At 43.6% G+C, this 26,762-nt stretch carries 18 protein-coding genes; all 18 read left to right on the top strand.

What is annotated here, in order from left to right; all coding sequences use genetic code 11:
* The first annotated feature begins 3 nt into the window (after positions 1-3).
* The 18 genes from NSS82_RS28360 to NSS82_RS28275 all read left to right on the top strand — a co-directional run bounded on the left by NSS82_RS28360 (position 4) and on the right by NSS82_RS28275 (position 26,726).
* Positions 4-759, top strand: coding sequence for a WecB/TagA/CpsF family glycosyltransferase (locus tag NSS82_RS28360; RefSeq protein WP_076273640.1), 756 nt, complete (start codon positions 4-6; stop codon positions 757-759).
* Between the two features lie 116 nt (positions 760-875).
* The gene (locus NSS82_RS28355) at positions 876-2,003 is read left to right on the top strand and encodes a glycosyltransferase family 4 protein (protein WP_036681523.1); all 1,128 of its coding nucleotides are present in this window, start codon (positions 876-878) and stop codon (positions 2,001-2,003) included.
* Between the two features lie 160 nt (positions 2,004-2,163).
* Positions 2,164-6,090 (top strand): S-layer homology domain-containing protein, encoded by a 3,927-nt coding sequence (locus NSS82_RS28350; RefSeq protein ID WP_076099679.1) that lies wholly within the window; start codon positions 2,164-2,166, stop codon positions 6,088-6,090.
* 156 nt (positions 6,091-6,246) lie between these two features.
* Positions 6,247-6,588: a hypothetical protein gene (locus NSS82_RS28345; RefSeq protein WP_036681520.1), complete on the top strand. Its 342-nt coding sequence runs from the start codon at positions 6,247-6,249 to the stop codon at positions 6,586-6,588.
* A gap of 500 nt (positions 6,589-7,088) precedes the next feature.
* Positions 7,089-9,941: an Ig-like domain-containing protein gene (locus NSS82_RS28340; protein WP_052097368.1), complete on the top strand. Its 2,853-nt coding sequence runs from the start codon at positions 7,089-7,091 to the stop codon at positions 9,939-9,941.
* 87 nt (positions 9,942-10,028) lie between these two features.
* Positions 10,029-10,568 (top strand): hypothetical protein, encoded by a 540-nt coding sequence (locus tag NSS82_RS28335; RefSeq protein ID WP_038573625.1) that lies wholly within the window; start codon positions 10,029-10,031, stop codon positions 10,566-10,568.
* Between the two features lie 153 nt (positions 10,569-10,721).
* Positions 10,722-10,991, top strand: a complete 270-nt coding sequence (locus NSS82_RS28330) for an alpha/beta-type small acid-soluble spore protein (protein ID WP_036681516.1) — start codon at positions 10,722-10,724, stop codon at positions 10,989-10,991.
* Positions 10,992-11,330: 339 nt separating this feature from the next.
* The gene (metK, locus tag NSS82_RS28325; protein ID WP_036681514.1) at positions 11,331-12,533 is read left to right on the top strand and encodes a methionine adenosyltransferase; all 1,203 of its coding nucleotides are present in this window, start codon (positions 11,331-11,333) and stop codon (positions 12,531-12,533) included.
* Positions 12,534-12,733: 200 nt separating this feature from the next.
* Positions 12,734-16,768: an Ig-like domain-containing protein gene (locus tag NSS82_RS28320; protein ID WP_076273641.1), complete on the top strand. Its 4,035-nt coding sequence runs from the start codon at positions 12,734-12,736 to the stop codon at positions 16,766-16,768.
* A gap of 214 nt (positions 16,769-16,982) precedes the next feature.
* On the top strand, positions 16,983-19,715 hold the full coding sequence (locus tag NSS82_RS28315) for a stalk domain-containing protein (protein WP_080742649.1): 2,733 nt from the start codon (positions 16,983-16,985) through the stop codon (positions 19,713-19,715).
* A 57-nt stretch (positions 19,716-19,772) separates the two neighbouring features.
* Positions 19,773-20,933 carry a sensor histidine kinase gene (locus NSS82_RS28310; protein WP_036681511.1) on the top strand — a complete coding sequence of 387 codons (1,161 nt, stop codon included), beginning with the start codon at positions 19,773-19,775 and terminating at the stop codon, positions 20,931-20,933.
* Positions 20,934-20,937: 4 nt separating this feature from the next.
* A complete protein-coding gene (locus NSS82_RS28305; protein ID WP_036681509.1) occupies positions 20,938-21,660 on the top strand; it encodes a response regulator transcription factor in 723 nt (240 codons plus the stop codon).
* A 135-nt stretch (positions 21,661-21,795) separates the two neighbouring features.
* Positions 21,796-22,239 carry a glycosyltransferase family A protein gene (locus NSS82_RS28300; RefSeq protein ID WP_051491194.1) on the top strand — a complete coding sequence of 148 codons (444 nt, stop codon included), beginning with the start codon at positions 21,796-21,798 and terminating at the stop codon, positions 22,237-22,239.
* Between the two features lie 138 nt (positions 22,240-22,377).
* Entirely contained in the window at positions 22,378-24,390 is a 2,013-nt protein-coding gene (locus NSS82_RS28295) for a helicase-related protein (RefSeq protein WP_340961168.1), read from the top strand.
* The gene (locus NSS82_RS28290; RefSeq protein WP_076099675.1) at positions 24,387-25,241 is read left to right on the top strand and encodes a ComF family protein; all 855 of its coding nucleotides are present in this window, start codon (positions 24,387-24,389) and stop codon (positions 25,239-25,241) included. The genes NSS82_RS28295 and NSS82_RS28290 overlap by 4 nt, the downstream gene beginning before the upstream one ends.
* A 169-nt stretch (positions 25,242-25,410) precedes the next feature.
* Complete coding sequence (locus NSS82_RS28285; protein WP_038574933.1) at positions 25,411-25,821, top strand: TIGR03826 family flagellar region protein; 411 nt, start codon at positions 25,411-25,413, stop codon at positions 25,819-25,821.
* A gap of 104 nt (positions 25,822-25,925) precedes the next feature.
* Entirely contained in the window at positions 25,926-26,213 is a 288-nt protein-coding gene (flgM, locus tag NSS82_RS28280) for a flagellar biosynthesis anti-sigma factor FlgM (protein ID WP_036678454.1), read from the top strand.
* Positions 26,214-26,225: 12 nt separating this feature from the next.
* Positions 26,226-26,726 (top strand): flagellar protein FlgN, encoded by a 501-nt coding sequence (locus NSS82_RS28275; protein ID WP_036678457.1) that lies wholly within the window; start codon positions 26,226-26,228, stop codon positions 26,724-26,726.
* Positions 26,727-26,762: the final 36 nt, after the last annotated feature.

Here is a 26,762-nt window from a genome sequence, read left to right as displayed (position 1 = left end):
AAAGTGAAAGCAGAAAGCGCGGTACCTACAGTTCCTATTTTTGGGATTAGAGTCTCCAAGGTGGATATGGCAGCAACTGTTGCTTATTTGACAGAGGCGGTTCATACCCGTATCCCGCATCAAGTGATTACAGCTAATCCGATTATGGTTATGGCTGCTTTGGAAGATCCAGCTTATATGGAGATAATGAAGTCAGCTGAATTGGTTGTCCCAGATGGAACCGGTGTGGTATGGGCTGCTAATTATTGTAAGGAGCCTGTAACCGAACGGGTAGCTGGGTTTGACCTGTTACATGAATTGATGCAACAGGGTGAAAGATATGGATGGAAGGTATATCTCCTTGGTTCTACACCTGAGGTGATTCAGGAAACCGCTGAAAGGTTACAATTGCAATATCCGCGTGTTATTATTGCAGGATATCATGACGGTTATTTTGGTCCGGAATCGGACGATGAAATTATTGCTGGAATTGTTAAAACCAATCCTGACTTATTATTTGTGGCCAGAGGCGCGGATAGTCAGGAACCATGGATTGCAAAACACAAATCCAAGTTAGGTGTTCCGATCATGATGGGGGTCGGCGGCAGCTTTGATGTAATTTCTGGCAAGAGCAAGAGAGCGCCAAAAGTTTTCCGAAAAATGAGAATTGAATGGTTGTACCGTTTATTAAAAGAGCCTACGCGGTACAAAAGAATGCTTGCGTTGCCGAAATTCGCATTAAAAGTGGTGCGTGAGAAAGATAAAGTAACAAAAGTCTAGTCAAATGCCGATATTCACCTAGAAAATCAGATGAATAGCCTAAAAAAGGGATTGGAATTTGTTTTTGTAACAGCGTATAATTCAATGCGGTAGAGAAATGGGGGTCGACTGATCAAATGTTAATCATATACATCGCTGGATTTATCGTATGCATGGGACTCGCACTTGGCCTCACACCTTTGGTGAAGAAATTCGCCATTAAGATTGGTGCGACAGATGTGCCGAATGCTCGTAAAGTGCACACGAAAATTATGCCCCGCCTTGGCGGATTAGCTATTTTTCTGGCGTTTGTGTTAGGCCTGCTTGCCGTATTGCCGATTATTCCATATGAGTTCACTCCGCGGGAGGCCAACTTCATCAAAGCGCTGCTGTGTGGCGGCGGACTGATTGTACTTATCGGAGGGTTGGATGACCGATTTGAATTATCAGCAAAGTTGAAGCTGCTGGGCCAAATTGTCGCAGCATGTATTGTAGTTTTCGGTTTTGGTATTACTGTAGATTTTGTGAATATTCCATTTAACAATACGTATTCTTCATTGGAAAGCTGGATTGCTATCCCGCTTACGATTTTCTGGATTGTTGGTGTCACCAATGCTGTTAACCTGATTGACGGGTTGGACGGGCTTGCTGCTGGTGTATCAGGGATTGCGATTGCTACGATTGCGGTAATGGCTTTCTTGATGGGTAACACGATGGTTGCCATGTTATGCCTGTTGCTTCTGGGCAGCATAATCGGATTCTTGTTCTTCAACTTCCATCCCGCCAAGATTTTCATGGGGGATACGGGATCGCTGTTCTTAGGCTTCTGCTTAGCTTTACTTGCTTTGCTAGGGTTTAAACAGATTGCCGTGGTTTCGTTTATTACACCTTTGCTTATTATTGGTGTACCGTTGTCGGACACGTTCTTTGCGATCGTGCGCCGTAAGCTGCAGAAGAAACCAATCTTTGCACCAGATAAAGGTCACTTGCATCATTGCCTTCGCGAGCTAGGCTTTAGTCATCGTCAGACTGTGCTCATTATTTATGGTATTGCTGCATTTTTCGGAGTTTTAGCTGTTATTCAATCCTCTGCCGCTCTTTACGAGGCGAACTGGGTTACCTTTGTAGTCATCTGCATCATGCTCTTCTTCTTGCAGATCGGTGCGGAAGTTACAGGTTTGATCGGTAAGACTAAACGTCCGCTGATTGATTTCTTTTTAAGAATTCGTATGAAGGCTAATCCGGAAAGAGGTTCCAAATCTTAATTTATTAATGGTATTATTCTAATATTTTCTATAACTAACAAAACTCATCCCTTTTCGGATGAGTTTTTTGTTGTTTTCCCTAAAAATATCGCTTCCTATGACCGATAAAGAACAAAGTGAAGGTTTACGAGAATTTATACTCAAAGGAGAGATATAACACATGCAACGCTTTAAGAGACCGTTCGTTTGGCTGATGCTGGCGGCTTTGATCGTTTCTATGTTCCCAGGTAAATACACGCCCATAGCGGCAGCGGCTACCACGAGCTCCACGACTTTCTTCAGTCCGGATGATCTCACATTACGGAATACTGTTCTGTTGAAACAGGATGTTGTAGCAACAACAGCTAATCCTAATCCTGAGGGACTTATTGACCGTTCTAGTGTTTACAAAGTAAGTAGCCCTACCTTTTCAATTACAGGAACCTACTCTCAGGTAACATCTTCCACGATGAAGGTTACTGTAGAGCAGCTTACAAAAGATAGTCAATCTAATAAATGGGTAACAGATGCTACTCACCTGACTACGGGAGCGGTAACAACAGATACCAATAGCCCGGATAACCGTTTTGTAGCATCTGGTCTTGTTTTGTATACAGGTTTTAATAAGGTGACCTTTTCTGGTATGCAAGGGAATCTCCAACGTTCAGAATCATTTTATGTTCTTTATGATAAAGTTCCCTATGTAACAGAATTAAAAGTTTTGGGTGGTCCTTCTGCGCTTAATTTAAATGAAGGAACACAAGTTGTCGTACCAGTATCTACAGTTACTCTTCAAGGTAAAGTAACGAATGCCACTAAAGTCAGTGTCTCCGTGAATGGAGGAACTGCATTACAAACTTCCCTATTGGAAGACGGAACATTTTTCACCCCCGCGCTGAACTTGAGTCCGGGATTAAGTACGCTTAAGATTGTTATTCAAAATGCTTCAGATTCAATAACAATAGACAGATCCGTATATTTCTTTGATAAGGATCAACCGTACGCTTCTTTGAACATCAACCACGACAATGCGGACTATAATATCTTAAATGATAATGTGCCTACGTTGACTGCTGATTTGACTCCAAGTGTTGCAGGTTTTACTGGACAGATCTTAGTTCCATATAACGTGGCTCCGTTTGCAACAAATGCTGTGCTAACTCTTAATAAAGGTAATAGTTCCGAAAAAGTTGTAACGATTAGTGCTGTGACAGAAGAATTAACAATTCCTGGTCCTGATGGCGTTACGCCAACGTATAAATTGGTTAAATTTAAGACTGCAGCTGATTTAGAAATCTTGGCGGGTGTAAATGACTTTAAATTGTCTGTAGATTATGGCAGCCACAGCAGTTCTCATCTTTATTCATATAAATTTTTGAAAAATGAGACTGTTATAACAGAAATGTACTACCTTCCTGGATATACAGGCTCAGGTGATCTTACCAATATCTCTAAATTGCCTTTGAATGGCCAACAGTTAGAGACGGATAGTTTCTATATAATGGCGAAGACAAATAGATCAACAACCCCAGCAGATATAACTGCAAACTATTTGCCTTTGAGTAATAAACCACTATCCATAGATTATGTAACTGCAGGCACAGGAACAAATGAATATATTTATAAAATATCAGGGTTCTCTAATGGTCAACAAAAGGTACAATTCCGTTATAAAGGATCAGAATCCTTCTATAATGCTGATATTTCATATGTATCGAAAAACTATATATATGTAAGTAATCTGCAAGATGGTCAGACCTACGAATTCGATTCCAGTGTAGAAAAAAAACTTAATGTCGCTGGGGAATATATCGGGTTCGAAAATATAGAAAATGCACAAGTGCAAATTAACGGTACAGACAGTAACTCATTATCTAGCAATCCTTTTAAGCTTGAAGTAGAAAAAAACTCAACAGTAAATAAAACAACTTTTAATTTCACTGTGACAATCAGTCAGACGGGACCACTGGTATACGGTGAGAATAAAATCGTGTTTACTGGAGTCTCAAGAGATAATGCTGGTAACCAACGTATTATCAAAAAAGAACTTAAAATTTACATCATTGATACCAACATTTCTGGGATAAAACAATTCCATCCTACTTTAGGGGATAATCGTTTACCTTTTACAACTACAACCCTTTCTAATGAAGTCGAGCGTAATGCCATGCTGGCATTGCCGGCTGAGATTGTATATAAGGATGAAAAATATACAACAAACAAAGATAAATTCGACTTGGTACTACAAGGTAGTGGTGCTACAACGCTGAATCTTTATCAGGGCTCTACTTTGGTGTTTACTTCGACGGGGCAAGATAAGCTGCTAATTGACGGTACGGAATCCGCTGGACCTATTGGTCCTAAACGTTATCCTGATGAAGTGGCTGCAAATGGTCTGTATTATGACTACATTGGCAGTGCTAAAAACTTTATTTTAAGATTACGTGACATTAAATTTGATGCCCCAGGAAGTCAAGTTTATACCCTAGAGCTTATTAACAAAACAGGAGCAAGAACTACACAACGTCTTGAAGTAGTGCGGGAAGTTGCTCCATATCGTCTTCTGTCACCTGTAGCGACGGTAGGTGAGCAAATTGTTGTTAACAAAAACTTTGTTCGTTTTGATATTGAGGCTGAAGGTGCCACTAAAGTAATAATTGGCAAAGAAGAAGCAATTAAACGTACGGATTTGCCAAATCAAGATCGCTTCACCTATGATTATGTGGGTTTAAAAGCAGACAAATCGAATCCTATTAAGATACAAGTGGTTCGTGCTAACTCCACAATAAGCGATACCATAAATGTGTATTATGCCAGTGCTGTGCAGATTGATACACAATATATGGCGGAGAAGGTAGCTACGAAGTATAGTGTCTTTAATAAAACCTTGGAATTGAACTTCCCTAAAGGTACGATTATGAAGGGATATACTAGCTCTGGTGCTGCAAAATATTATCCTAATACAAAACTGTTGTTTGGTATTGCGGATCCCGCTGATGGCGTTGTTGAACGTAAGAATGATTACGGGAACATTATCAATGTAACGGGTAGTGACGACAGAACCGAAGGCGGGGGCGGGCAGCTTGTGATTCCACAGGATCTTGCTCTGCGCTTTACATCAACCGTCTCTACTAATAACTTTTCGAGAGTATCGGATATCTATTGGCTTAGTGGGGGTCTAGGAAATGATGGCGTTAATCTTGAGACTAACGGGGTTACCCCACATTTCGTGGATGCCAGTGGAAAGACTGGATATTTTACACAGTATAGTCAAACAAGAAAAATCGTACCTTCCCAACGTGGTGAATTGACGCTTACTTTCAACTCCAGCATAGTGGATGAAGTGGGATCGACTATTACAGTATTCCGATATACAGATTCAGGTAAGTGGGAGAACTTGGGCGGTGTCGTAGATACGAAGAAACATACCATCACCGTTCCATTCGATGAATTTGGTTATTACACTGTTATGAAGCTGCGCCGTGGTTTTGTTGATATTACGAATCATCCATGGGGCAGAAATATAATGAATGGATTGTATTCCAAAGGATTTATGACTAATCTTCGAGCAGATGCATTCGGAGCCGATGATTTGACCACTCGTGGTGAATTTGCAACATTGTTGGTGAAATCATTAAGTATTCCTTTGAACTATGATGCTAATAAACAAACCTTCTTTGATATTGTGCCAGAAGCCGTCGCGGCCACATGGGATTTCAAACACATTGAGACAGCTGCTAGGGCAGGTATTGTTACAGGCCTCAGTGATGGCTTCTTTGGGCCTGATCAAGCCTTAACACGTGAACAAGCCGCAGTAATGATAGCTAGGGCGTTGAAACTCAAGATGTCTTTGAATGACAGTAAACTGCTAGCAAGCTTAAGCAAATCATTTGTTGATACAAGTAACATGGATTTCTACTCACGTCCTGCAATTGAAGCTATATCTAAAGCTAAGATTATGGAAGGAAGCGCTGTGACCGTTACAGGCCAAAAGAAGCCCGTCTATAACTTTAACCCGAAGGGTAAGTTGACTAGAGCAGAGGCCGGTAAGATTACTGTGGCACTCTTACAGAAGAGTACAAGCATCTTCCCTAAGAACTTTAACTAAAGAATAAAAAAAAGTGCTCCGGCTTGCGAAAAGTATTCGTAGGTCGGAGTTTTGATGTAAAGATAACAATTACCAGCGACATAAATTTTGTAATCTGCACCGATTTACGATACAATAATGTAGAAAATATTATTTTCTGAAAGGTGAAAGCCATCGATGAAACCGATTTTATCAAAAGCACAGTTGGATTACATGAAAGCCAAGAATATGTTTGAGAATAGAGCAAAAGTGTTGGAGAAGGAAATTGCAGCTAAACGGGCACTACAGGAGATCACTCAAGAGGTTATGGAAGAACTGGTGCAAGCAACAGGATTCCACGATTCATACAACGAGCTTGTTGTTACTGAGAATGCTCTGATCGAATGGTCTCATACTACAATCAAGCATGAGAAGAGCTACCGCGAGAACCGCGCAGCTATTGATGCAATGTATGACAATGTGAACTCGAGTCCTGAGAAGCGTCAGGAATTGATCCAATTATCTATGAAGATTCGTTAGAAACAATGTAATAGAAGCAAGCGTCGGCAACGGCGCTTTTTTTGTTTTTTGTAGGAATGTTTAAATTAATAGTACAAGTGTTAATGATTCTTAGTAAATATTGCATAATGACGTTTAGAAAGCGACTATGATATACTGTTTTCCGTAGGCACCCATGATTAACAATAGTTAGTAGAACATACATATGTATCTTCTAATGGGATCACACCGGAAAATATAAAAAAGAAGATTTTTTTTGAGAAACCGCAACTTTTTCAAATCTTCTGCGTTTAAGGTGTAGAGTCATTTACACAGAGGCTGAAATTAACCGCTGGTAAAGCCAATTTAACAAAATGGAAAAATTAGCTTTACGTGACTTGAGGCACATTGTATAATACTTAGGTATAATTAGGAATCTAGTATTGTCATGTCCTAAAATCGTTTACCAGTTTCTGTGATACCCGTCACAGACATTATTTATACTTAATTTGCTCAACTCGGGAAAGGGGGTGCATCGGCTAATGAGTGACATGAGCTACTCAACTAAAGAAAAATCTCAGTTTATGAACGTCCAAGGAGGAGAAAAAAAGGTTATGAAGAAAATTTTATCCGTAGCATTATCTACAGCAATGGCATTCTCGATGTTTGCCTCTGTAGCGTTTGGTGACGCAGCAACAACTCCGCAACAAAAATTTGATGCTTTGGCAGCGAAAGGTATTCTCAACGGATACCCAGATGGTCAAGCTCACCTTGAAAAAGATCTTACTCGTGCTGAGTTCGCGAAGATCGTTACTAAATTGTTCGACCTTACTGAAGTAAGTAACAAATTGTCTTACAAAGACAAAGGTTACAACGCATCGAACTGGGCAGTGCCTTACATCGAAGCTGTTACTGCAGTAAACTACATGCAAGGTAAAGATACTGTTAAAGGTATCTTCGATTACAACGGTAAAGTAACAGTTGAAGAAGTTGCGGCTGTATTGTTCCGCGCTTTGAAATTGGAACAACCAACTACAACTGATAACTCTGCATCCGCATGGGCTAAAGGTTATGCTCAAGCAGTAATCAATGCAGGTTTGGTTGCTAAAGACACTAACTTCAAAGCTAACGCTAGCCGTTCTTTGGTAGTTGAAACAGCTTATGCTGTTGATCAATTGAGCCAAGCAGCTACAATCGTTTCTGCTGAAGCATTGAGCCCAACTAAAGTAGTTGTTACTTTCTCTGACAAAACTACTACAACTGTTGAATTGACAACTGCTCTTGTAGCAGGCGTTGAAACTACAATCAACTTCAAACACAATGATCATGATTACACTACAAAAGTAACTTTGGCAGCTCCTAAGGTTGTTTCCGCAGAAGCTCCAAATGCTAAACAAGTAGTAATCAAATTTAACCGTTCAATCGATGTTGATACACTGGCTGAATCCAGCAAAGTTATCGACGGCGTAGTAAAAGTAACTAAAGTGGGTAGTGATGTTAACGAAGTAGCTAATGCTAATGTTACCTTCAACGCTGACAACACTGAAGCTGTTATTACCCTGCCAGGAGTTAAATTCCTTAAAGGTAACTACACTGTAGTTCTTAACGATGCTGTAACAACAACATCTGCTGAAGCTATCCCAGCTTACACACAACTGATCACTGTTGCTGATACAGTTGCTCCAACACTTGCTTCTGCTAGCTCTACTGCAAAAGCAACTACTAAAGATGTATACGTGAAATTCAGCGAACCAGTTAAAACTACTGGTATTGTTGCTTACGTAAATGGTCAAGTTGCTACTGTAACTGTAACAAATGATACTTACACTGAGTATAAATTGTCTGCAGGAACATTGGATAGCGGCAAAACTTACGATGTATCGTTGCTTAACGTTACTGACTTTGCAGGTAATGTAGCTAATCCTAACCCAATCAAAACTACTGTAACTGTAGTTTCTGACGTTGCTGCTCCAGTAATCAAGAGCGTAACTCCAGTAAGTGACAAGTATGTTGAAGTTGAGTTCGACAAAACAGTTGATCGTGCTTCTTTGGTTGGTAATGTTCGCTTGTTGAACTCCGTTGGTGAAAGCCAAGGTACGTTCCAAGTGTTGACTACTGACAATGGCAAGAAGTTCACCCTTCAAAGCCCATTGACTAGCTTCCCTTCAACTGGAACTTTCACTGGTTCTGTAGTATTCGGAGCTTCTGTAAAAGATACTCTGGGTAACATTTTGGGAACAGCTGCTAGCCAAGCAATTACCTTTACTAAAGACACTGTAGCTCCTACTGTAACTGGTGTTACTTACACAACTACAGCTGTTAATAAAGGTCTGGTTCTGAAATTCTCTGAAAATGTTGTATACAAAGGTAAAGGCACCCTGCAACTGATTAATGATACTACTGGTGAAGCTACAACTGTACTTCACAATTCTAGTCTTGTTAAAGGTAGCGGAAGTACTTTCACTATCACTGGTGTAAGTGTACCAACTGCTGGTAGCTACACATTGCGTATTCCTGCAGGATTGTTCGTAGATAAATCCTACAGTGCAAATGAACTGACTGCTGCAGTATTGCCTGTAACAATCGGATCTACTTCAACTGACGATAAAGCTCCAGAATTGTTGGTTGTTAATGGCGCTGCTCCTATCAAGTTCTATGATAGCAAATCTGTTGGTGATGACACTTATGGTGATGCTTTGATCACTGTTGATCTGTTTGATGCTAGCGGTTTGAAATCATCCACAATTCTTGATAAAAACAGCTACACATTGAACAATGCTGGTCTTCCAAGCACTTCTTACGTTACAATTAAAACATTGAACGAAAAAGGCGAAGAAGTATCATCTGCTACTAACCCAACTCGTGCTCGTGCATATGTATATATCCCTAGCTCCAGCATCACAGAAACTAAAGACTATGTCTTTGCTGTGAATGGTGTTACTGATACTGCTGGTAACGTAATCGATGGTACAGTTGCACAACAAAAAGGTAAGCTGACTAGCAGAATTAGCCCTGCGTTTGATTCAGCTGTAGTATCCAGCGGAGGTTCAACTGAACTGATTCTCGGATTCTCCAAAGACCTGAATGAAGCTACAACTGAAGCTGACTTGAAAGCGAACCTGGAATTCTACATCAACACTGATGTTAATTCTAGCAACAAAATTTCATCAGATAACATTCTTTCTATCACTCCGATTAAATACGGATCTGATAAAGGAAAATGGTCTGTTAAATTCTCCAAGAAAATCATTGATTCCGCTGCTGGTGCTAAAGAAGAACTTGATCTTAACGCCAACGGTGTTAACAGAATCATTGTTAAAGTTAAGAAAGACGCTGCAATCTTCGATGCTGATGGCAACAAGATCAAAGGCGAAACAGAAATCTCCGCTAAGTAATCTCCGATTACCGAAGCACAGAATAGCCTCTTCGGAGGCTATTCTTTTTTTATAGGTTTTTATCCCCAATAATGAGGAGGAACTTCTTTGAAATCGGTATGGAAAGTAACAACCGCTGCTGTATTGCTGGCTGGTGGTATATGGGCTGGGTCTTTGCTAAACATTACTGCTGAAGGTGCAGGTGTTGGTTCTCAGCCTGGCACAACGGATGATCCTGTAGTTACTAAAAGCTACGTCGATCAGCAAATTCAGAAAGCACTTTCAGGTGGTGCAGTGACGACTCCGGTAGCGACTGCTACACCTGCGCCTAGTGCAACCACAGCGCCAGTAGCTACACCTGGTCAAAATAGTAGTAATGAATCTGTGATTGTTGATGTGAAGCCTGGCCAAACTTTAATTGCTTCTGCAGGCGCTGAATTTATCGTTCGCGCGGGTAAAGCAGTAATCGTTTCACAAGATGCGAATGGTGTGGCCGATTTAACAGATGGTAAAGATCTTACAAATGGACTAGCTGCACCATCTAACCACTTATTGTCCTTCCCTCGTGATGGTCGTGGTATAGCTGTTCAAGAGGGTCAAACCCTTGGTCTTGTTGTGATGGTTCGTGGTGGATATACCTTGAAATAATGTGTAATGATATATATTCATAATGCCCGTAAACGGACTTAATCATACCTTCAAACTGTTTTCCAAAGTTACAAATCATTGGCGCGATTGAAGATTAAGTGATGGACGCACAATATTCCTGTAATCTTACAAATTCACAGGAGGTGCTGTAACATGGCACGTAATAATCGTACAGTCGTACCTGAAAGTCGGACAATGCTGAAACAAATGCAATATGAAATTGCAGCTGAATTTGGTTTATATGGGGCTCATTATGGAGGCGGGGCAGACACGGAGTTTGCTTCTGAGTTAGGAGCAGTCGGAGGTAGTGGTTCTGGCCGTAGTCAGTACCTTGGGCATCTGAGTTCAAGGGATAATGGGTCTGTTGGAGGAGAAATTACGAAGAGACTCATTAAGCAAGCTGAACAGTCTCTTTTTCAATAATATCAGGGGTTAGGATACCCTTATTCCTTATCTGATATTGCTTTTTTATAGCGTGAAATCAATATTCATACTCTCACGGGGGGCTCTGTGTTTAATTGACACCACCCCCTAAATAAGATAATATGACTTTTGAGGAAAGCCTTAGACCTTTTCCATATGGAAAAGGTTCATTTTTTGAAGAGTTTAGTGAATGCAGGCATTAAATTTTGCGAAAATCCTTCATAAAAAGAAATCAGGCAAACCTGAATTATTTATATTATTTAGTTTTATTATTTGGCCTGTTATCATTAAGGAATCCCTTATACAGTGTCAGACTAACCATATGGGAGGTTGTTATACTTGTCTATTAAAGGGCGTCATTTGTTTACTTCTGAGTCCGTTACGGAAGGGCATCCGGATAAAATCTGTGACCAGATTTCCGACGCAGTATTGGATGCATTTTTAGTTAATGATCCTAATGCACGTGTAGCCTGCGAAGTAGCAGTAGCAACAGGTCTTGTACTGGTGATCGGGGAAATCAGTACCAAATCAGAGTATGTTGATATTCCTGCCATCGTACGCAATACCATCAAAGAAATTGGATACACACGTGCAAAGTATGGTTTCGACTATAATACATGTGCTGTGTTGAGTTCTCTTAACGAGCAGTCCGCTGATATTGCCCAAGGTGTTAACTCTGCTTTAGAACACCGTGATCCTGCTCAAGTAGCTGAAGAAACAGCTAATATTGGTGCAGGCGATCAAGGGCTCATGTTTGGTTTTGCTACGAACGAGACACCTGAACTGATGCCACTTCCGATTGCCTTATCACATCGTATTGCACGTCGTTTATCTGAAGTTCGTAAGAACGGAACCTTGGACTACCTTCGTCCAGACGGCAAAACACAAGTTACGATTGAGTATCAAGATGAAAAACCTGTACGCGTAGACGCTATCGTAGTATCTACACAACATGCAGAGGAAATTTCTCTTGAACAAATTCAGGCGGATATTAAAGAACATGTTATTTTGCCTGTTGTTCCTGCGGAACTGCTTGATGCAGAAACCAAATACTTTATTAACCCAACCGGACGTTTTGTTATTGGGGGTCCTCAAGGGGATGCTGGTCTAACTGGCCGTAAGATTATCGTCGATACATACGGCGGATATGCTCGTCATGGCGGCGGAGCATTCTCAGGTAAGGATCCAACTAAAGTAGACCGTTCTGCGGCTTACGCGGCTCGTTATGTAGCTAAGAATCTTGTAGCTGCTGGTTTGGCCGACAAATGTGAGATCCAACTTGCCTATGCCATCGGTGTAGCTACTCCTGTCTCGATAAATGTGGATACATACGGAACAGGTAAAATCAGTGAAGAGAAAATGGTTCAACTGATCAGCAACAACTTTGATCTTCGCCCTGCGGGCATCATTTCTATGCTTGATTTGCGTAAACCGATTTACAGACAAACTGCAGCTTACGGTCATTTCGGACGTACTGATGTAGATCTTCCATGGGAACGCGTAGATAAAGCAGAATTGCTAAGAGATCAAGCAGGGTTGTAATTCATCATACGGTCTTATAATATGTTAACCCGCAAGTTGGCCTTGGTGTCAGCTCTGCGGGTTATTTTGCGTGCGAAAACGAGCAGGGCTAGTGAATCTAACCATAGAGAAGTAGACTACTAAACTTTGCCAGCCTTTTAGCCGAAATATAAGAATATACATAAAGACGATAGTATGGCTTGAGAGGAGTCTATCACGGAATGAAAAGAAAAATTTCAATATGGACGGCACTTATTCTAGCGGGAGAGTTAGTACTTGGTTCGGGTTATCCTGCTATTGGAATAGGGAATTCAGCAGTGTACGCTGCATCAGAGTTTGGTATAACAGTCTCACCAGCGCCTGGAGCAAGTTATGTAACTATAGGATCATCCCTTAGACTGAGCTTTGATCGTCAAGTAAACCCGCAGTCAGGTGAAATTACTATTACGGGTCAAGGTGATAGCTCACCTTTTTTAACGATTCCTATTGGTAGTTATGGTCTTATTGGTAGTTCAAAAGATTACGAGCTTAAGCTAAATCAACAGTTTACTTCAAACAAGACTTATACAGTGACAATCCCTAAGGGGTTGTTCAAGGATAATGATGGTAATGAGTCAGATGTTACTTCATGGGCATTTACCACTGCGCCTGAGAGTAATACAGCGATTACGGCAGGTAACTTTTCACCTGCTAATAATACAAGAGTGGATGCAGGAGCCCTTAAGGAGCTAAGTCTAACCTTAAATAAAAACCTGATAAAAGGTGGAGGTTCCATCCGGATTTTGTCGTCTGCAGATAATGCAACCGTACAAGAGTTCAAAATTAAGGATGATGATACTAGAGTCAACGTTCAGACTGATGCTAACTCTACTACAGTTAAACTAACATTGGATAAAACATTGGCCTCCGGAAGTAACTATTATGTTCTTATAGATTCTTATGCTTTTAAGGATGTTGATAATCGAACGTATTCCGGAATTTCAAGCGGTGATGTGTGGAGCTTCTCTACTAAAGGTGTGGCAGAGATTCCAGTGACTCCTGCACCGGCAAACGGATCAGGTGGGGTGTCTACCACTGGTGCCCTACAGCTTACATTTGATCGTCCTATGATGCCTGCAGCTGGAACCATAACAGTATCTCCAGGTGCAGCTAACGATGCTAGAACGAGATGGCTTAATGTAAACTCCCCAGCCGTTACAGGAGGAAGCAGCAGAACTATAACATTACTTCCAGCATCAGCAGCATCACCCTTGCTAAACAGTACGCAGTATACGGTGACGATACCGCAGGGAGCTTTTTACGATCAAGACGGAAATGTATTTCCAGCTTCGGGTGCGTATACCTGGACATTTACAACGGCTTCTTTGACAGGACTTAACGTAAGTGCGCTAAATCCAGCTGACCGGAGTGAATCCATAGCTAACAACAGATCATTTTCTGTCACATTCAATCGTAATGTGAATTATAACAGTGCTGTGGAAAATGGTGTAGCGCTTTATAAAAGTGGTGGAGCACAGGTTGCGGTTACTGTTAACCGGAGTACAACTGCTGCAAACGAATATGTAATTACGCCTAAAACAGCTTTAGATAGCGACTCAACCTATTATATTGATATTGCTAAAGGAGCTTTTGTAGACGCTATTGATGCTAGTGTTATCTATGATGGACTAAGCGGCAAAAATTCATGGAGCTTCCGGACCTTGTCTCAGGATAAAACAGCTCCACAGCTCACATCTGCATCACTCGAGAACAATCGGACCATTCGTTTAAAATACAATGAGAGTCTCAACTCTTCCATTGCACTGTTGATCTCCAGCTTTGGTGCTACGGTGAATGATGAGAATCGTACAATTGAAAGTGTCTATATCCAGGGAGACAGCGCCTATGTGGTACTCAGTACAGGGGTAGCGGTTGGACAGAACGTGAAGGTTAGCTATACAGGTGGTCTGCGGACCATTCAAGATCCAAGCGGAAATGCAGCCAGCACCTTTAGCTCAAAGCAGGTTACTAACACTATCGAGTCCTCCATGCCTACACCAAAAGATGGACGGATCACAGGTAGAACTGTAGCGTTGAATTTCAATGACTCTTTAAAGGCAGTTTCCTCTTACGCACATAGTCAGTTTCTAGTGACTTCAGATGGGGGATCTCTAGGGGTCAACTCCATAAGCTCCAGCGGGAACACTGTATATTTAGGGTTAAATAGCGATGCTTCTAATGGCCAGACCGTTCGTGTCTCCTATTATGCAGGCTCTTATCCTTTGCAGAATTCTTTTGGACAAAATATTGCGGATTTCACAGATTTCTACATTCGCAACAGCAACGATACAATTCCACCCGTGTTCCAAAGTGCAACCGGAGGTGGCAATAAAATCCTTCTGAATTACAATGAAGGCTTGTCAACGACAAACCTCCCGATGAACAGCCAGTTCTCTGTGCTTGTTGGCAGCACTCCTAACTATGTTACGAATGTATCCGTCAGTGGCTCACAGGTCACGCTAACGCTCCAGAGTGCTTTGACGGTGAATCAGAATGTTACGTTATCCTATGTTCCGGGGACTACCGGAATAAGCGATTTAAATGGAAACCGCGCAGCTTATATTAACCTGCAGCCTGTGTCCATCTCGGAAAATAGCGGCACTAGCATACCTGAGATTAGTTCTGCCACCATCAATGGCGACGAGCTTACGGTTACATTCAGTAAAAACATGCAGGCATCTGGTTCCCTCTATGCTAATCAGTTCGGAGTTAGAGCAGATGGAAGCAGTATGGGTGTACAAAACTACACTTTGTCAGGGGATATTTTAAAAATAACAACATCCTCAGCAGTAAAAACCGGGCAAACTGTTGATTTGTCTTACATGTCAGGTTCAGGTACGATCAAGGATTTAAGTGGTAATATACTGTCCTCCTTCTCTTCACTTTCTGTTAAGAACCTAACCGGCGTGAGCACCGGAACGGGAAATCGTCCATCCTATCTAGGGACGATTGCAACAAGTGAGTTTGGAAAAGAATACGCGCTGCTGAAGAGTGACTCTTCACAAATCGTGGATGACCGTTCGTTATACAATCAATCTGTAAAAAGATATACCTTAAACACAGATCGCCTGACGGCCAGTTTTGAATATCTGTATAAGGCAAATAGTGATACATTAGCTTTTGAGGTGCCTGCTACAGAACAATCGGCCTATGTGACTGTTCCTTTAAAGCCTTTGCTTGATGCTGTAAATCGCAGTAAAACCACAAAATTTATGATACGTTATGGCGATCACTTATATAGCGTAGGACTAGACGATATCGATATGAACGGATTAGCGACAAGCTTGATTGCAGACAGTAAAAATATCTCGCTGGTGTTCCGCTTAGAAAAGGTTCCGGCAGGTACGTTCTCCCCATTTGAGCAAAAGCTAAAAACTATGGGGATGCAGAGCGTTACTAGTCTTATGGATGTCCGGGTGACTGCGATAGTAAGTAGCAATTATTCTAATGCTAAGGCATTATCGGTACCTGGAGAATACACTGTGCGTACAACTTCTTCATTGAACAATGCGCAGACATCTGCTGCTAGACTGGATCTTTCCTATTACGATGCAGCCTATCTGCCAACAAAAGTAAGTACGGTAGGTAGCTATACGATTATTCGTGCTCGTACGGAGGGTAATCAGGTGTTAGGAACCTTTATATCAACCCGGGCCTTTTCAGATATGAGTAGACATTGGAGTAATTCAATCGTAGCTGAGCTTAGTGCAAAGACTATCATCGATAGCAGTTACGGGACTACATTTGGTCCAGAAAAAAAGATTACCCGTGCAGAGTTTGCAGTAATGCTTAGCCGGGGACTTGGTTTGCTAGGCGATCGCGAGACCGCACAGCGCTTCCGGGATGTGCAGCCTTCCACACAAACGGGAGACTATATTGGTGCAGCAGCTAAGGCAGGTATTATTACAGGCAACACGGATGGCTCCTTCCGGCCTAATGATAATATCACTCGTGAGCAGATGGCAATCATGATGATTCGGGCAATGGAATACACCAAACATCCTATTACATTAAGCGGCACTTCTGCCTCAACACTGGCTCGCTTTAAGGATAAGTCCAAAATTCAGAATCAAAGTGCAGAATTCGTAGCTAAAGCTGTGCAATCGGGGATTATTTTGGGAATGACCACAAGTGAGTTCCAGCCTCAGGGTAATGCCACTCGTGCACAAGCTGCTGTGATGTTGCATCGGATGCTGAAGCAAACAGATTATTTATAGAATAAATAGATTGGTAAAGCCTGGCATTCTGCTGGGCTTTTTTTATGTTAACAGTTTGTGTTACGAGACTCTATAAAGCTTGAAATCTCTCAATTTCGCAACTTTTTCGCTTATTTTCAGTCTATTAAAAGAGTACTAGAAAAATAGGAACCAGTTTCCAGACTTTTGATAACGGACTTGAAGAGTAAAAAAGAGATGGGAGAGTTACGTCGAAATGAATGAAGTTTTCATGGAGAAGAAGAGTAGAGAAGTTGTTCGGGGAATGAAATTATCATCTACTAAAAAATGGGTTGCCGCTTCATTAGCAGGTGTGTTGTGGATTATGCCGGTAATTGGCAGTGAAGGCTTAGCTATGTTTGGTCATAGTTCCACACCAATTGCTGCCGCAGCCACATCTAATTTTAAAGTAAGCAAGCTGGGAGAAGAAGTAATTACTTCGGGCGCCATTATGATGAAATACAAATATACGGCTACACGTTCAGGAGCGAGCGCTTCTGGCTTGGCGGATGTTATTCGCGTTGACCTCAACAATCCATATGTTTCTTTAGATGTTATGACTGGTAAAGGTGGAAACCTGACAACACGTCAAAGTACTGGCGGGATGGCTAAAGAAACTGGAGCCGTGGCTGCAGTAAACGGAGATTATTTTAATACAGGCGGGGAAGGCGCTCCGATTGGTGGACAAGTATCCAGTGGAGTCTTGGTTTCCACCCCTTCGCAATTGGATGGAATGTATGCCTTTGCAGTGACTAAAGATCGTAAGCCTCTTATTGATGAGTTCAGCTTTGAAGGAATGATAACCGCACCTGACGGCGCACAGTTTGAGATATCCGGTATCAATAAAGGTGCTTATAGTCCTGAAGGTGGGAGCTCGACTTATAGCCATGCTAATGCAATGTATATCTATACGGATGTATGGACCGCACTCGATCGTCCCAAAAACAGCTCAACCACACCGACAGAGGTGCTCGTTGAGAACGGCGTAGTTACTCAAATATCTGAAAATGCTGCGCTTCCTACAGCGGTTCCAAAGGGAGCTTATATTTTGCGGGCCCATGGCTTAGCCGCACGGTATGTTACTGCCCATCTGACTGTTGGACAACCGGTAACAAGTGTGTACTCCCTGAAATCCAAGACTACGCAGCAATCGCTAGATCCTGCTAATCTGCAAACAATGATTGGTGGACATACGATTCTTGTGAATAACGGAAAAGCTGCAACGTTCTCTCGCTCGACTAGCAGTATTGGCGGTTATCGTGCACGTACGGCTTTAGGATACTCTCAGGATGGACGTTATGTATATATCATAGCTACTGAAAAAAATGGCAACAGCTCAGGAATGTCATTGACCGAGCTGCAATCTTTTATGACCAATATTGGAGTCTGGAAAGGGCTTAACTTAGACGGAGGCGGCTCTACAACGATGGTAGACCGGCCTCTTGGTGAAAGCTCAGCCACACTAACCTTTAATACAGAGTATGGCACAGAGCAGCGCAGCATCGTTAACGCGCTTGGTGTTTATACTAACGCACCACAAGGTGAAGTAAAAGGAATTAAAATTAGCGGAAGCACTTCACTATTAGTTGGACAAAAGGCTACTTATTCGTTAAAAGGTTATGACACTTACTATAACCCTATAGATGTAGCAGCAGGCAATCCTACTTGGACATCAAGTGGAGGAAGCGCAACTGTAAGTGCAGGAGAAGTAACGGCAGTGAAGCCAGGCACCGTTACCTTAACGGCTAAAAGCGGCGTAGCAAGCGCTTCTACAACCCTTACAGTCTTGGGTGGAGATGATCTATCCAGCATGAGTGTAGGCACTGCTACAGCGCCACTGACAGCTGGGACAACTGTATCTGTCCCTGTAAAGGCCGCTACGAAGAGTGGAGCAACCATAAGCGTTCCAGATTCAGCGCTGAAGTGGGAGTTTGTAGGCTTTAAGGGAGTCGTGCAAAATGGCAAGCTTACTGTAAACTCTGTGGATGCAGGGGTTACTACAGGTTACGCTATTGCTCGTTATGATGGATTTAGCACAGCGGTTGTATTATCGACAGCAGCAGCTACAACATGGGAAGATTTCGAGAAGGTAAGTTATCCAGTCAACTTTACTACCAATGTGCCAGCGGTACAGGGGACTGCAACAATAGTAGACGGATCGGCTGAAAGAGTAGGGTCCAAGGTGCTGTCACTCAGTTATGATATGACGGCTGGCAGCGGTAAAATGTACGCTTATGCTCAACTTAACGGCACAAGTGGAAAAGCCGTTCCAGCGCTTGCAACTTCGATGTCAGTTGATGTGATGGGCGATATGAGCTTAAATTGGCTGCGTGCTGAGTTTGTAGACAATAGTGGAGCTACAGCCTATGTAGATCTTGCGAAGATTATCGATTGGAACGGTTGGAAGAACATAAACATCGACTTGTCAGGATCAGGGATTAAATTCCCGGCTACGCTGAAGAGACTTTATGTAGTCAATGTAGAGGAAGGCCAAGATGAACGGGCGAAGACAGGTACCGTTGCTTTTGATAATATCACCTTCACAATGCCTTCACTTTCCAGTGATGCAGGGTTACCAAAGGGTACGGCTTCGATGAGCATCGGCTCCAAAGCAATGACCGTAAACGGAAATAAGAAGGCTATTGATGTAGCTCCAATTGTGAAAGACGGCAGTACTTATGTGCCGATCCGTTATGTGCTGGATGCTTTTGGAGGGAATGCTACCTGGGATCAGGTGAATAAGAAGATCATGGTGTTGCGCGGAGCCAAGGCACTGGATCTGACGGTAAATAAAAAGGAATACCTGTTAAATGGTAAGCGACAAAGTGCTGAAGTAGCACCTATTATTTTACAGGGTAGGACTTTAGTACCTCTGAGACTGGTTTCTGAACAGTTAGGATTAACTGTAAAATGGGAACAGAAAACGAAGACCGTAACTATCGAATCGTGATATGTTAATATATAAGGAAAACCTTAATACGATCCGATAGAAAAGGGGCAAGCATCCGTGGAATTTCAAGCCGATGCGATTGATCGCGTTATTAAAAATACCATCGACGTGATGGAGAGCAGCAAGTATCAGATTTTTGAAATATTGCAGGTTGCACGTGATGAACTTGCTGCACTCAACAAGGAACTGCAGCGGGTCATGGACGAAACGGATGAAACATTGAAAAAGGTAGACAAGCTGGAGCTACAGTATCACCGCTCCAGAATCCGGCTGACAGAGGTCAGCCGGGACTTTGTCCGCTACTCAGAGAAGGATATCCGTATTGCTTATGAGAAGGCTACGGAGCTTCAGCTCGAACTCATGATGACGCGTGAGCGAGAGGTCTATCTTCGAAGCAGACGTGATGAATTACAAATGCGAGTGCGCAGTGTCGAAAATTCTGTAGAGCGTGCAGAGTCAATTGGTTCGCAAATGAGCGTAGTGCTCGAATATTTGTCGGGAGAACTAGGCCAAGTGACGAGAATTGTCGAATCTGCGAAGAACAGACAGATGATCGGACTCAAAATTATCCTGGCTCAAGAAGAAGAACGGAAGAGAATTGCCCGGGAAATTCATGATGGTCCCGCTCAAATGCTGGCAAATCTAGTCCTTAGGACGGAAATTGTAGAAAGAATGCTGGTAAAGCAGGAATTTGGGCTGGTGCAGGACGAAGTAGTAGATTTAAAAGGGCAGGTACGTAACAGCCTGGAAGAAATGCGTAAGGTTATTTTTAATTTACGACCGATGGCTCTCGATGATTTGGGCTTAATTCCGACTTTGCGGAAATATGTGCATGATTTTGAAGAGAAGACGAAACTGCGGACGACTTTGGAAACCCGAGGACAGGAACACCGACTATCTTCAGCGATGGAGGCGGCGGTATATCGTCTGGTTCAGGAAGCATTGTCTAATGCAGCAAAACATGCCTACCCAAGCTTCGTATTGGTGGAGATTACATACCAAGCGCAGTTAATTAAGATTGTGATTAAAGATAACGGATTAGGCTTTAATGTACAAAAGTTAAAAAATCAGCAAGGTAATCGGGAAAGCTTCGGGCTAGTAGGTATGCGGGAACGTGTAGAACTGCTTGAAGGAAGAATGGAAATTGTATCAGCCGAGAATCAGGGGACAACAATCGTGATCCATATTCCGACGAATGTGGAGAAGGGGAAGGAGTAGTGTGATGGAGAACTTAAACTCTAGTAAAACGCCCATTAAGGTTCTTTTGGCGGATGATCATCAGCTTTTTCGTGAAGGGCTGAAACGCATTTTGAATATGGAGGAGGATATCGAGGTCATAGGGGAGTGCGGCGACGGTATTCAGGTATTAGAGTTTTGTAACGGTACTAAACCGGACATCGTATTGATGGACATCAATATGCCTGTTGAGAATGGTGTAGAAGCCACTCAAAAACTTCGGGAAATGTTCCCGGAGGTTAAGGTAATTATTTTATCCATTCATGATGATGAGAGTTATGTATTTGAGACCCTTCGTAAGGGCGCCAATGGTTATTTATTGAAGGATATGGAGGCCGAATCCCTTATTAATGCCATTCGTTCGGTCTGTGAAGGACATGCCTTTATCCATCCAAAGGTTACTGGAAAGCTTATCAATCAATTGCGGCGTATGACTTACCTTAACGAGACTGGCGTAACTACAGATACAGTGGTGAAGGAAGCTGGTGTTAAATTTATTGCTGGCGACAACAATCCTCTAACCCGTCGTGAAGCAGAAGTGCTTCGTCTAATGGCTGAAGGTAAGAGCAACAAAATGATCGGTGAATATTTATTCATTAGTGAAAAAACAGTTAAAAACCATGTTAGCAGTATTTTGCAAAAAATGGAAGTGGATGATCGGACTCAAGCCGTTATTAATTCGATTAAATATGGCTGGGTAACCTTGTAGAAGCTTCACAGTAATACGTTACATATAGGAAAGAAATTAAGTAGACACAGCTTGCTTCCCTGATGGGTGTTCTAGGCAGTCACCGACCTTTTAATGCCGGCATATAGTGTTGGTATACAGAGGAGGTGCATCTCCATGGTAGCCCAGTTGATATGGATTGCGGTTGTTTATGTATCCGCTGCAGTGATGATTCATATGTTGCATAACCGGCAGAAGGTGCGTAAAACACCGCAGTCCGGAAAATGGATTCATTATATTTTTATTACCCGCAATCATGAATCTGTTGTGGAATGGTACATTCGGGCACTGACATTTCAAGCTCTTCTAACCGGAAAACGATTGCGAGTAACGTTCATGGATGATGGTTCGAGCGATGGAACACTTGGGATAGTTTCCAAAATGGCCGCTAGTGGCTGCTCTATCGATCTTGCAACATCTTTGTACTCTCTTCAGATGAGTGAAGAATTGCAGCATGAAGGAATTGTAGTAGACTTGCGGCTGTCAGGGCAGTCTGTATCGCTGCCTTTTATGGGGATGGCAGGAAGTAGGGGATGCGAATCAAAGCGCAACAGATCTTAAGTAAATATGTAAGTAACGGGTGAAGCACACTCTCCAAGAACTGGGGGAGTGTGCTTTTTGCGTTTGGGGAGACGGAGTCGTGAATTTGGGATCAAATATGGAGTTGCTAAGTACAAGCGAAAGGTAGGAGGGATTATTATGCAAGTCGCTGTATATGCTGTGGAATGCAAGGGGAGCTGGAGGGTTAGAATTTCATTAGATCTTAGGGTAGATAGATGGTGGTGGTCTGTAGCTAGATCGGAGAAGAAAGATGGGAGTTCCTTAGCGGCGAATAGATTGGTTCTGCTTTCTTCTGCGTTGCCGCTAGGTTGGGCTGTGAAGCTCCGGGACAACTTTAAACAAAGAAGCGCAACGGGAACCTGGGGGATTAAGGAGTGGGGGCAATATATTAATAGTATGCTTGAGGCTGAGTTGAGAGAGGAGAAAGAGACAGGGGGACTGTGGGAGGCACAGTGGCTGAATGATGGAATATTCATATGGAAGCCTAATGAATCAAGTTTCGGAATAGATCAGGACAATAAGAAGAATGAAAGATACGATTGGTGTGAAAAAGAGGATTTTCAATCTGGATTACTAGAATCTGATTCAGAACAATTATTGCGGGCTGTGGCCGGGCGCTCTTTATTGGAGCCGGAAGTAGAAGCGCTGCTGGCAGAAGAATTGCCAGAGCTAGGGGGTTGCTGGCGCCAGGCGGCACAACTGGCGCATCTACAGGGGCGGCTGTTGCTTACAGCCGCCGTAGGCAGTGCGCCCCCGGCTGCGCACGGGGCGCGGGCCCGCCAGCTCCCTGCGGGTGCTGGCGTTATGGTGCGTGCGGCGGCTAGGCTGCCACACTTATTGTGGCGCGGCGCTGTCGCTCGCCGCGCGGTTTCGCGCTGCCTGCGTTGCGGCAGCGTCCCCACCGGCCGCACGGCATGCGCCGCGTGCGGGCTTATGGGCTGCGCCTATTGCGAGGCCTGCCTCGCGCTTGGGCGCAGCCGGGCTTGTGCGCTGCTGCTGCGCAGCGCAGCACTTCCGGCCGTGCGGTGCACGGCCGCCCTTGACCCCGCCGCGGCCGCAGGCCGGTGGGGGCTGAGCCCAGCGCAGGCGGGAGCCGCTGGCGCTGCGCTGGGTTTTCTGGCGGAGGCGCGCAAGCGCTCCGCCAGTACATGCCCAGAGCGGTTTCTGCTCTGGGCGGTGACGGGAGCGGGGAAGACGGAGATGATCTTCCCGCTCCTAGAGGCCGTGCTCGCCGCCGGAGGGCGGGCGCTGGTAGCGACGCCGCGCCGCGACGTCGTACTTGAGCTCGCGCCGCGGCTCGCCCGGGCTTTTCCGGCGGAGGACATCGCCGTACTTTATGGCGGCAGCGCAGATCGCTGGGTGAGCGGTCGCTTAACGCTCGCTACCACCCATCAGCTCCTGCGCTTCCATCAAGGTTTTGATCTCGTAATCATTGACGAGCTGGATGCGTTTCCCTACCACAATGATCCTATGTTGGCCTATGCCGCTGAACAAGCCTGTAAAGTGGACAGCTCTTTCATTTATTTATCAGCTACACCACCGCAAGAAATGCAGCGTTTGGTCCGGTTAGGCAAGCTTCCACATGCGAGAGTGCCTGTCCGCTTCCATGGTCATCCCTTGCCTATCCCGCAGCATTTGAATATGCCTACTGTTCTAACCTGTCTGAAGCGTGGAAGTATGCCAAGATCGCTTATACAGAATCTTCAAAAATCACTGGACAGAAAAGCACAAATTTTTCTGTTTGTGTCTCGCATAGCTCATATCGAAGGCTTGCTGGTACTGCTTCGTCGGAGCTTTCCTGGCGTGGTTATTGAAGGCACCTCGTCCAAGGATTCATTTCGGGCAGAGAAGGTGACTGCTTTTCGCAACCGTATCATCTCTTTGTTAGTAACTACTACGATCCTGGAACGGGGAGTTACCGTGCCACGCAGTGATGTGTTTATTTTGGATGCAGACAGTGGCCTTTTTGACGAAGCTTCTTTGGTTCAGATGGCAGGCCGTGCCGGACGTTCTAAAGACGATCCTGATGGGCATGTTGTATTTGCCTCCCCACAGTGGAGCCGATCCCAGCGTGGAGCGATTGCTCAGATTCGTACTATGAATATCATCGCTCACCGCCAAGGATATATCAGTAAAGGTGGGGCTATATGAATCCCAAGCTTACAGGGTTACGAAAATCCCTGTCTTTCCTTCTTACCTCCTCCGCTCCTCAATGTCTAACTTGCGGGAAGTACAGCCCACAGTCCTCACAGCTGCCTGGTATCTGTAAGAATTGTGCGGAATCCATTCCTTGGATACGCACTCCACGTTGTTTGATATGTGGGCGGCATGTAGGCTGTCCAGACTGCACTCGCAGCGCTGAACCCACGCCAATTGTTTGTAACCGGAGTGCGGTAGCCTACACAAACGAGATGAGAGAATGGCTTGGTCAATACAAATATCGCGGGAATGAACGATATGCTCCTTTGCTTGGATTCATGCTGGATAGAGCTTATTTAACCCTAAAGGAGGAAAAGCAGCAGGGGGCTTCTTCATCCCAGAAGGCATCGTTTTTTCATCTTATTCAACATAAAAGGTACATAAAAAACAGCCTTTGGTCAGCTGATTTATTAGTTCCGGTACCTGTCAGTGATTCCAGGCTTCTAGAACGGGGCTTCAATCAAGCCGAAAGATTGGCCAATGTTCTATCTCGTCATAGGAAGATTCCTCAGCTACCGCTACTAATTCGTACGCATCATACGGTTAAGCAGAGCTTTAAAGGACGTGCGGAGCGACTGGCAGATATGAAGAATGCTTTTGGAGCGAATCCGGCAGTCTCCACACTATTTAAGGATTGGCTGAAAGATAACTCACCTATAAGCCGTCCTATTCGAATTATTATTGTTGATGATATCTATACAACGGGAAGCACGATTCGTGCTTGCGCCGAAATTCTAAAACAAATGGTTTCAAACCATGATTATGCTGCGGAAATCTATAGCCTAACCTGGGCGCGTTCCTAAAACGCGGAAAATGCATGATTGTGAACAGCTATATCCATTCCATTAAGGATTAGTTGCGGTTGGTAGCGTTTCTTCTGTCCCATAGACGAATTCCTTGCAATCATGTAATCTAGGAGCATAAGAATATTATGCATTGCACAGAATGTACGGAGAGGAGCGGCTGCTTGTTATGAATCTAGACAATTGTCCAAGGTGCGGCCGGTTGTTTGTCAAGAATCTTATGGGGTTGTGCCAGGCCTGTATCAAAGAGCTGGAGCATGAATATGAGATCTGCGTGAATTATTTACGGGAAAACAAAGGAACCAACATTCAGGAGCTCTCCGATGCTACGGGGATTTCTATTAAAGAGATTACCCGCTTTATTCGAGAAGGCCGGATTTCTATAGCTAATGCACCCAATATGATGTACCCTTGCGAAGTGTGTGGTACACTGATTCGGGATGGCCATATGTGTGACAGCTGTCGTAGTCGGCTCAGGAAAGATCTCACGAATGCTGTCAAGGAAAATTCTGCTGAGGATACTACTAAAAAGACATCTGATGGTGCATATCGTGCCATAGATAAGCTGCGTGACCTATAAAATCTGCAAAAAAAACGTTTGCAGCTATAAAGAATGTTTCAGTCTACGCCGATAAACTTAGTAAAGATTATCGGCTTTTTTATATTAGAAGGAAGGTGGAAGTTATGAAAATTAACGAGACCGGACGAATTAACGCGATTAATCCGTATCAACGCAGCGCGGAAGCGCAAAGGCAGGAACAAATGAAGAAAAGCACACGCAAGGATGAGGTTTCGATCTCTGATGAAGCGATTCAACTCTTGCAAGCACAAAACACTGGCAAGAATGATCCAGAACGCGCACTTAAGATCGACAATCTAAAGCAGCAGGTCTCCGCAGGTACCTATCAAGTTGATGCATCTAAGCTAGCAGAGAAACTCGCCCCTTACTTTAAGCAATCCTCCGAGAATTAGGTGAAAACATCCATGGCATTGACGACATTAATAGAACTATTGGAGCGGCTAGATGGAGTGCATGTTCAAATGCTGGATCTGGCCGCTGAGAAGAAACAGACAATTATGGATAACAAGGTGGATGCGTTAATAGACATCCTTAACCGTGAGTCCAAACTAATGAAGGTAATTGGGCAGCTCGAGGAAGAGCGAATATTAGCCGCATATACCGTTTTGCAAGGCGTGGGTATTCGTTCCAACCTAAACCTGAATCTAACGGAGCTGTCCAGGCTTATCTTTGACCCTGAAGACAAGGCACGACTGCTGCATATTCAGCAGAAGCTTTCGGGCACTTTGCATCGCCTGAAAGAAGCCAATGACCTAAATCAGAAGCTGATAGAGCAGTCGCTTACATTTATAGATTATTCTTTGGATCTGTTGGTCGGAAGACCAAATCAGGATATTACTTATCATCGTCCGTCCGACAAAGGCAACAACGTAAATCGGTCGGGGATTTTTGATGCACGAGGTTAGAATTGTACTGATGAAGTGTTCTGCCAGAGCAGAACA

It is taken from the genome of Paenibacillus sp. FSL H7-0735 (genome assembly GCF_038008505.1).
Classification (GTDB): Bacteria; Bacillota; Bacilli; order Paenibacillales; family Paenibacillaceae; genus Paenibacillus_AQ; species Paenibacillus_AQ odorifer.
Note: the sequence above shows the minus strand (reverse complement) of the source record. Positions and strands in the feature narration are given on the sequence as shown.

Bases quoted from the DNA above. Each gene is read 5' to 3' on its own strand.
- NSS82_RS28355 (WP_036681523.1), top strand. From the start codon at position 876: ATGTTAATCATATACATCGCTGGATTTATCGTATGCATGGGACTCGCA.
- NSS82_RS28350 (WP_076099679.1), top strand. From the start codon at position 2,164: ATGCAACGCTTTAAGAGACCGTTCGTTTGGCTGATGCTGGCGGCTTTG.
- NSS82_RS28345 (WP_036681520.1), top strand. From the start codon at position 6,247: ATGAAACCGATTTTATCAAAAGCACAGTTGGATTACATGAAAGCCAAG.
- NSS82_RS28340 (WP_052097368.1), top strand. From the start codon at position 7,089: ATGAGTGACATGAGCTACTCAACTAAAGAAAAATCTCAGTTTATGAAC.
- NSS82_RS28330 (WP_036681516.1), top strand. From the start codon at position 10,722: ATGGCACGTAATAATCGTACAGTCGTACCTGAAAGTCGGACAATGCTG.
- NSS82_RS28320 (WP_076273641.1), top strand. From the start codon at position 12,734: ATGAAAAGAAAAATTTCAATATGGACGGCACTTATTCTAGCGGGAGAG.
- NSS82_RS28315 (WP_080742649.1), top strand. From the start codon at position 16,983: ATGAATGAAGTTTTCATGGAGAAGAAGAGTAGAGAAGTTGTTCGGGGA.
- NSS82_RS28305 (WP_036681509.1), top strand. From the start codon at position 20,938: ATGGAGAACTTAAACTCTAGTAAAACGCCCATTAAGGTTCTTTTGGCG.
- NSS82_RS28300 (WP_051491194.1), top strand. From the start codon at position 21,796: ATGGTAGCCCAGTTGATATGGATTGCGGTTGTTTATGTATCCGCTGCA.
- NSS82_RS28295 (WP_340961168.1), top strand. From the start codon at position 22,378: ATGCAAGTCGCTGTATATGCTGTGGAATGCAAGGGGAGCTGGAGGGTT.
- NSS82_RS28290 (WP_076099675.1), top strand. From the start codon at position 24,387: ATGAATCCCAAGCTTACAGGGTTACGAAAATCCCTGTCTTTCCTTCTT.
- NSS82_RS28285 (WP_038574933.1), top strand. From the start codon at position 25,411: ATGAATCTAGACAATTGTCCAAGGTGCGGCCGGTTGTTTGTCAAGAAT.
- flgM (WP_036678454.1), top strand. From the start codon at position 25,926: ATGAAAATTAACGAGACCGGACGAATTAACGCGATTAATCCGTATCAA.
- NSS82_RS28275 (WP_036678457.1), top strand. From the start codon at position 26,226: ATGGCATTGACGACATTAATAGAACTATTGGAGCGGCTAGATGGAGTG.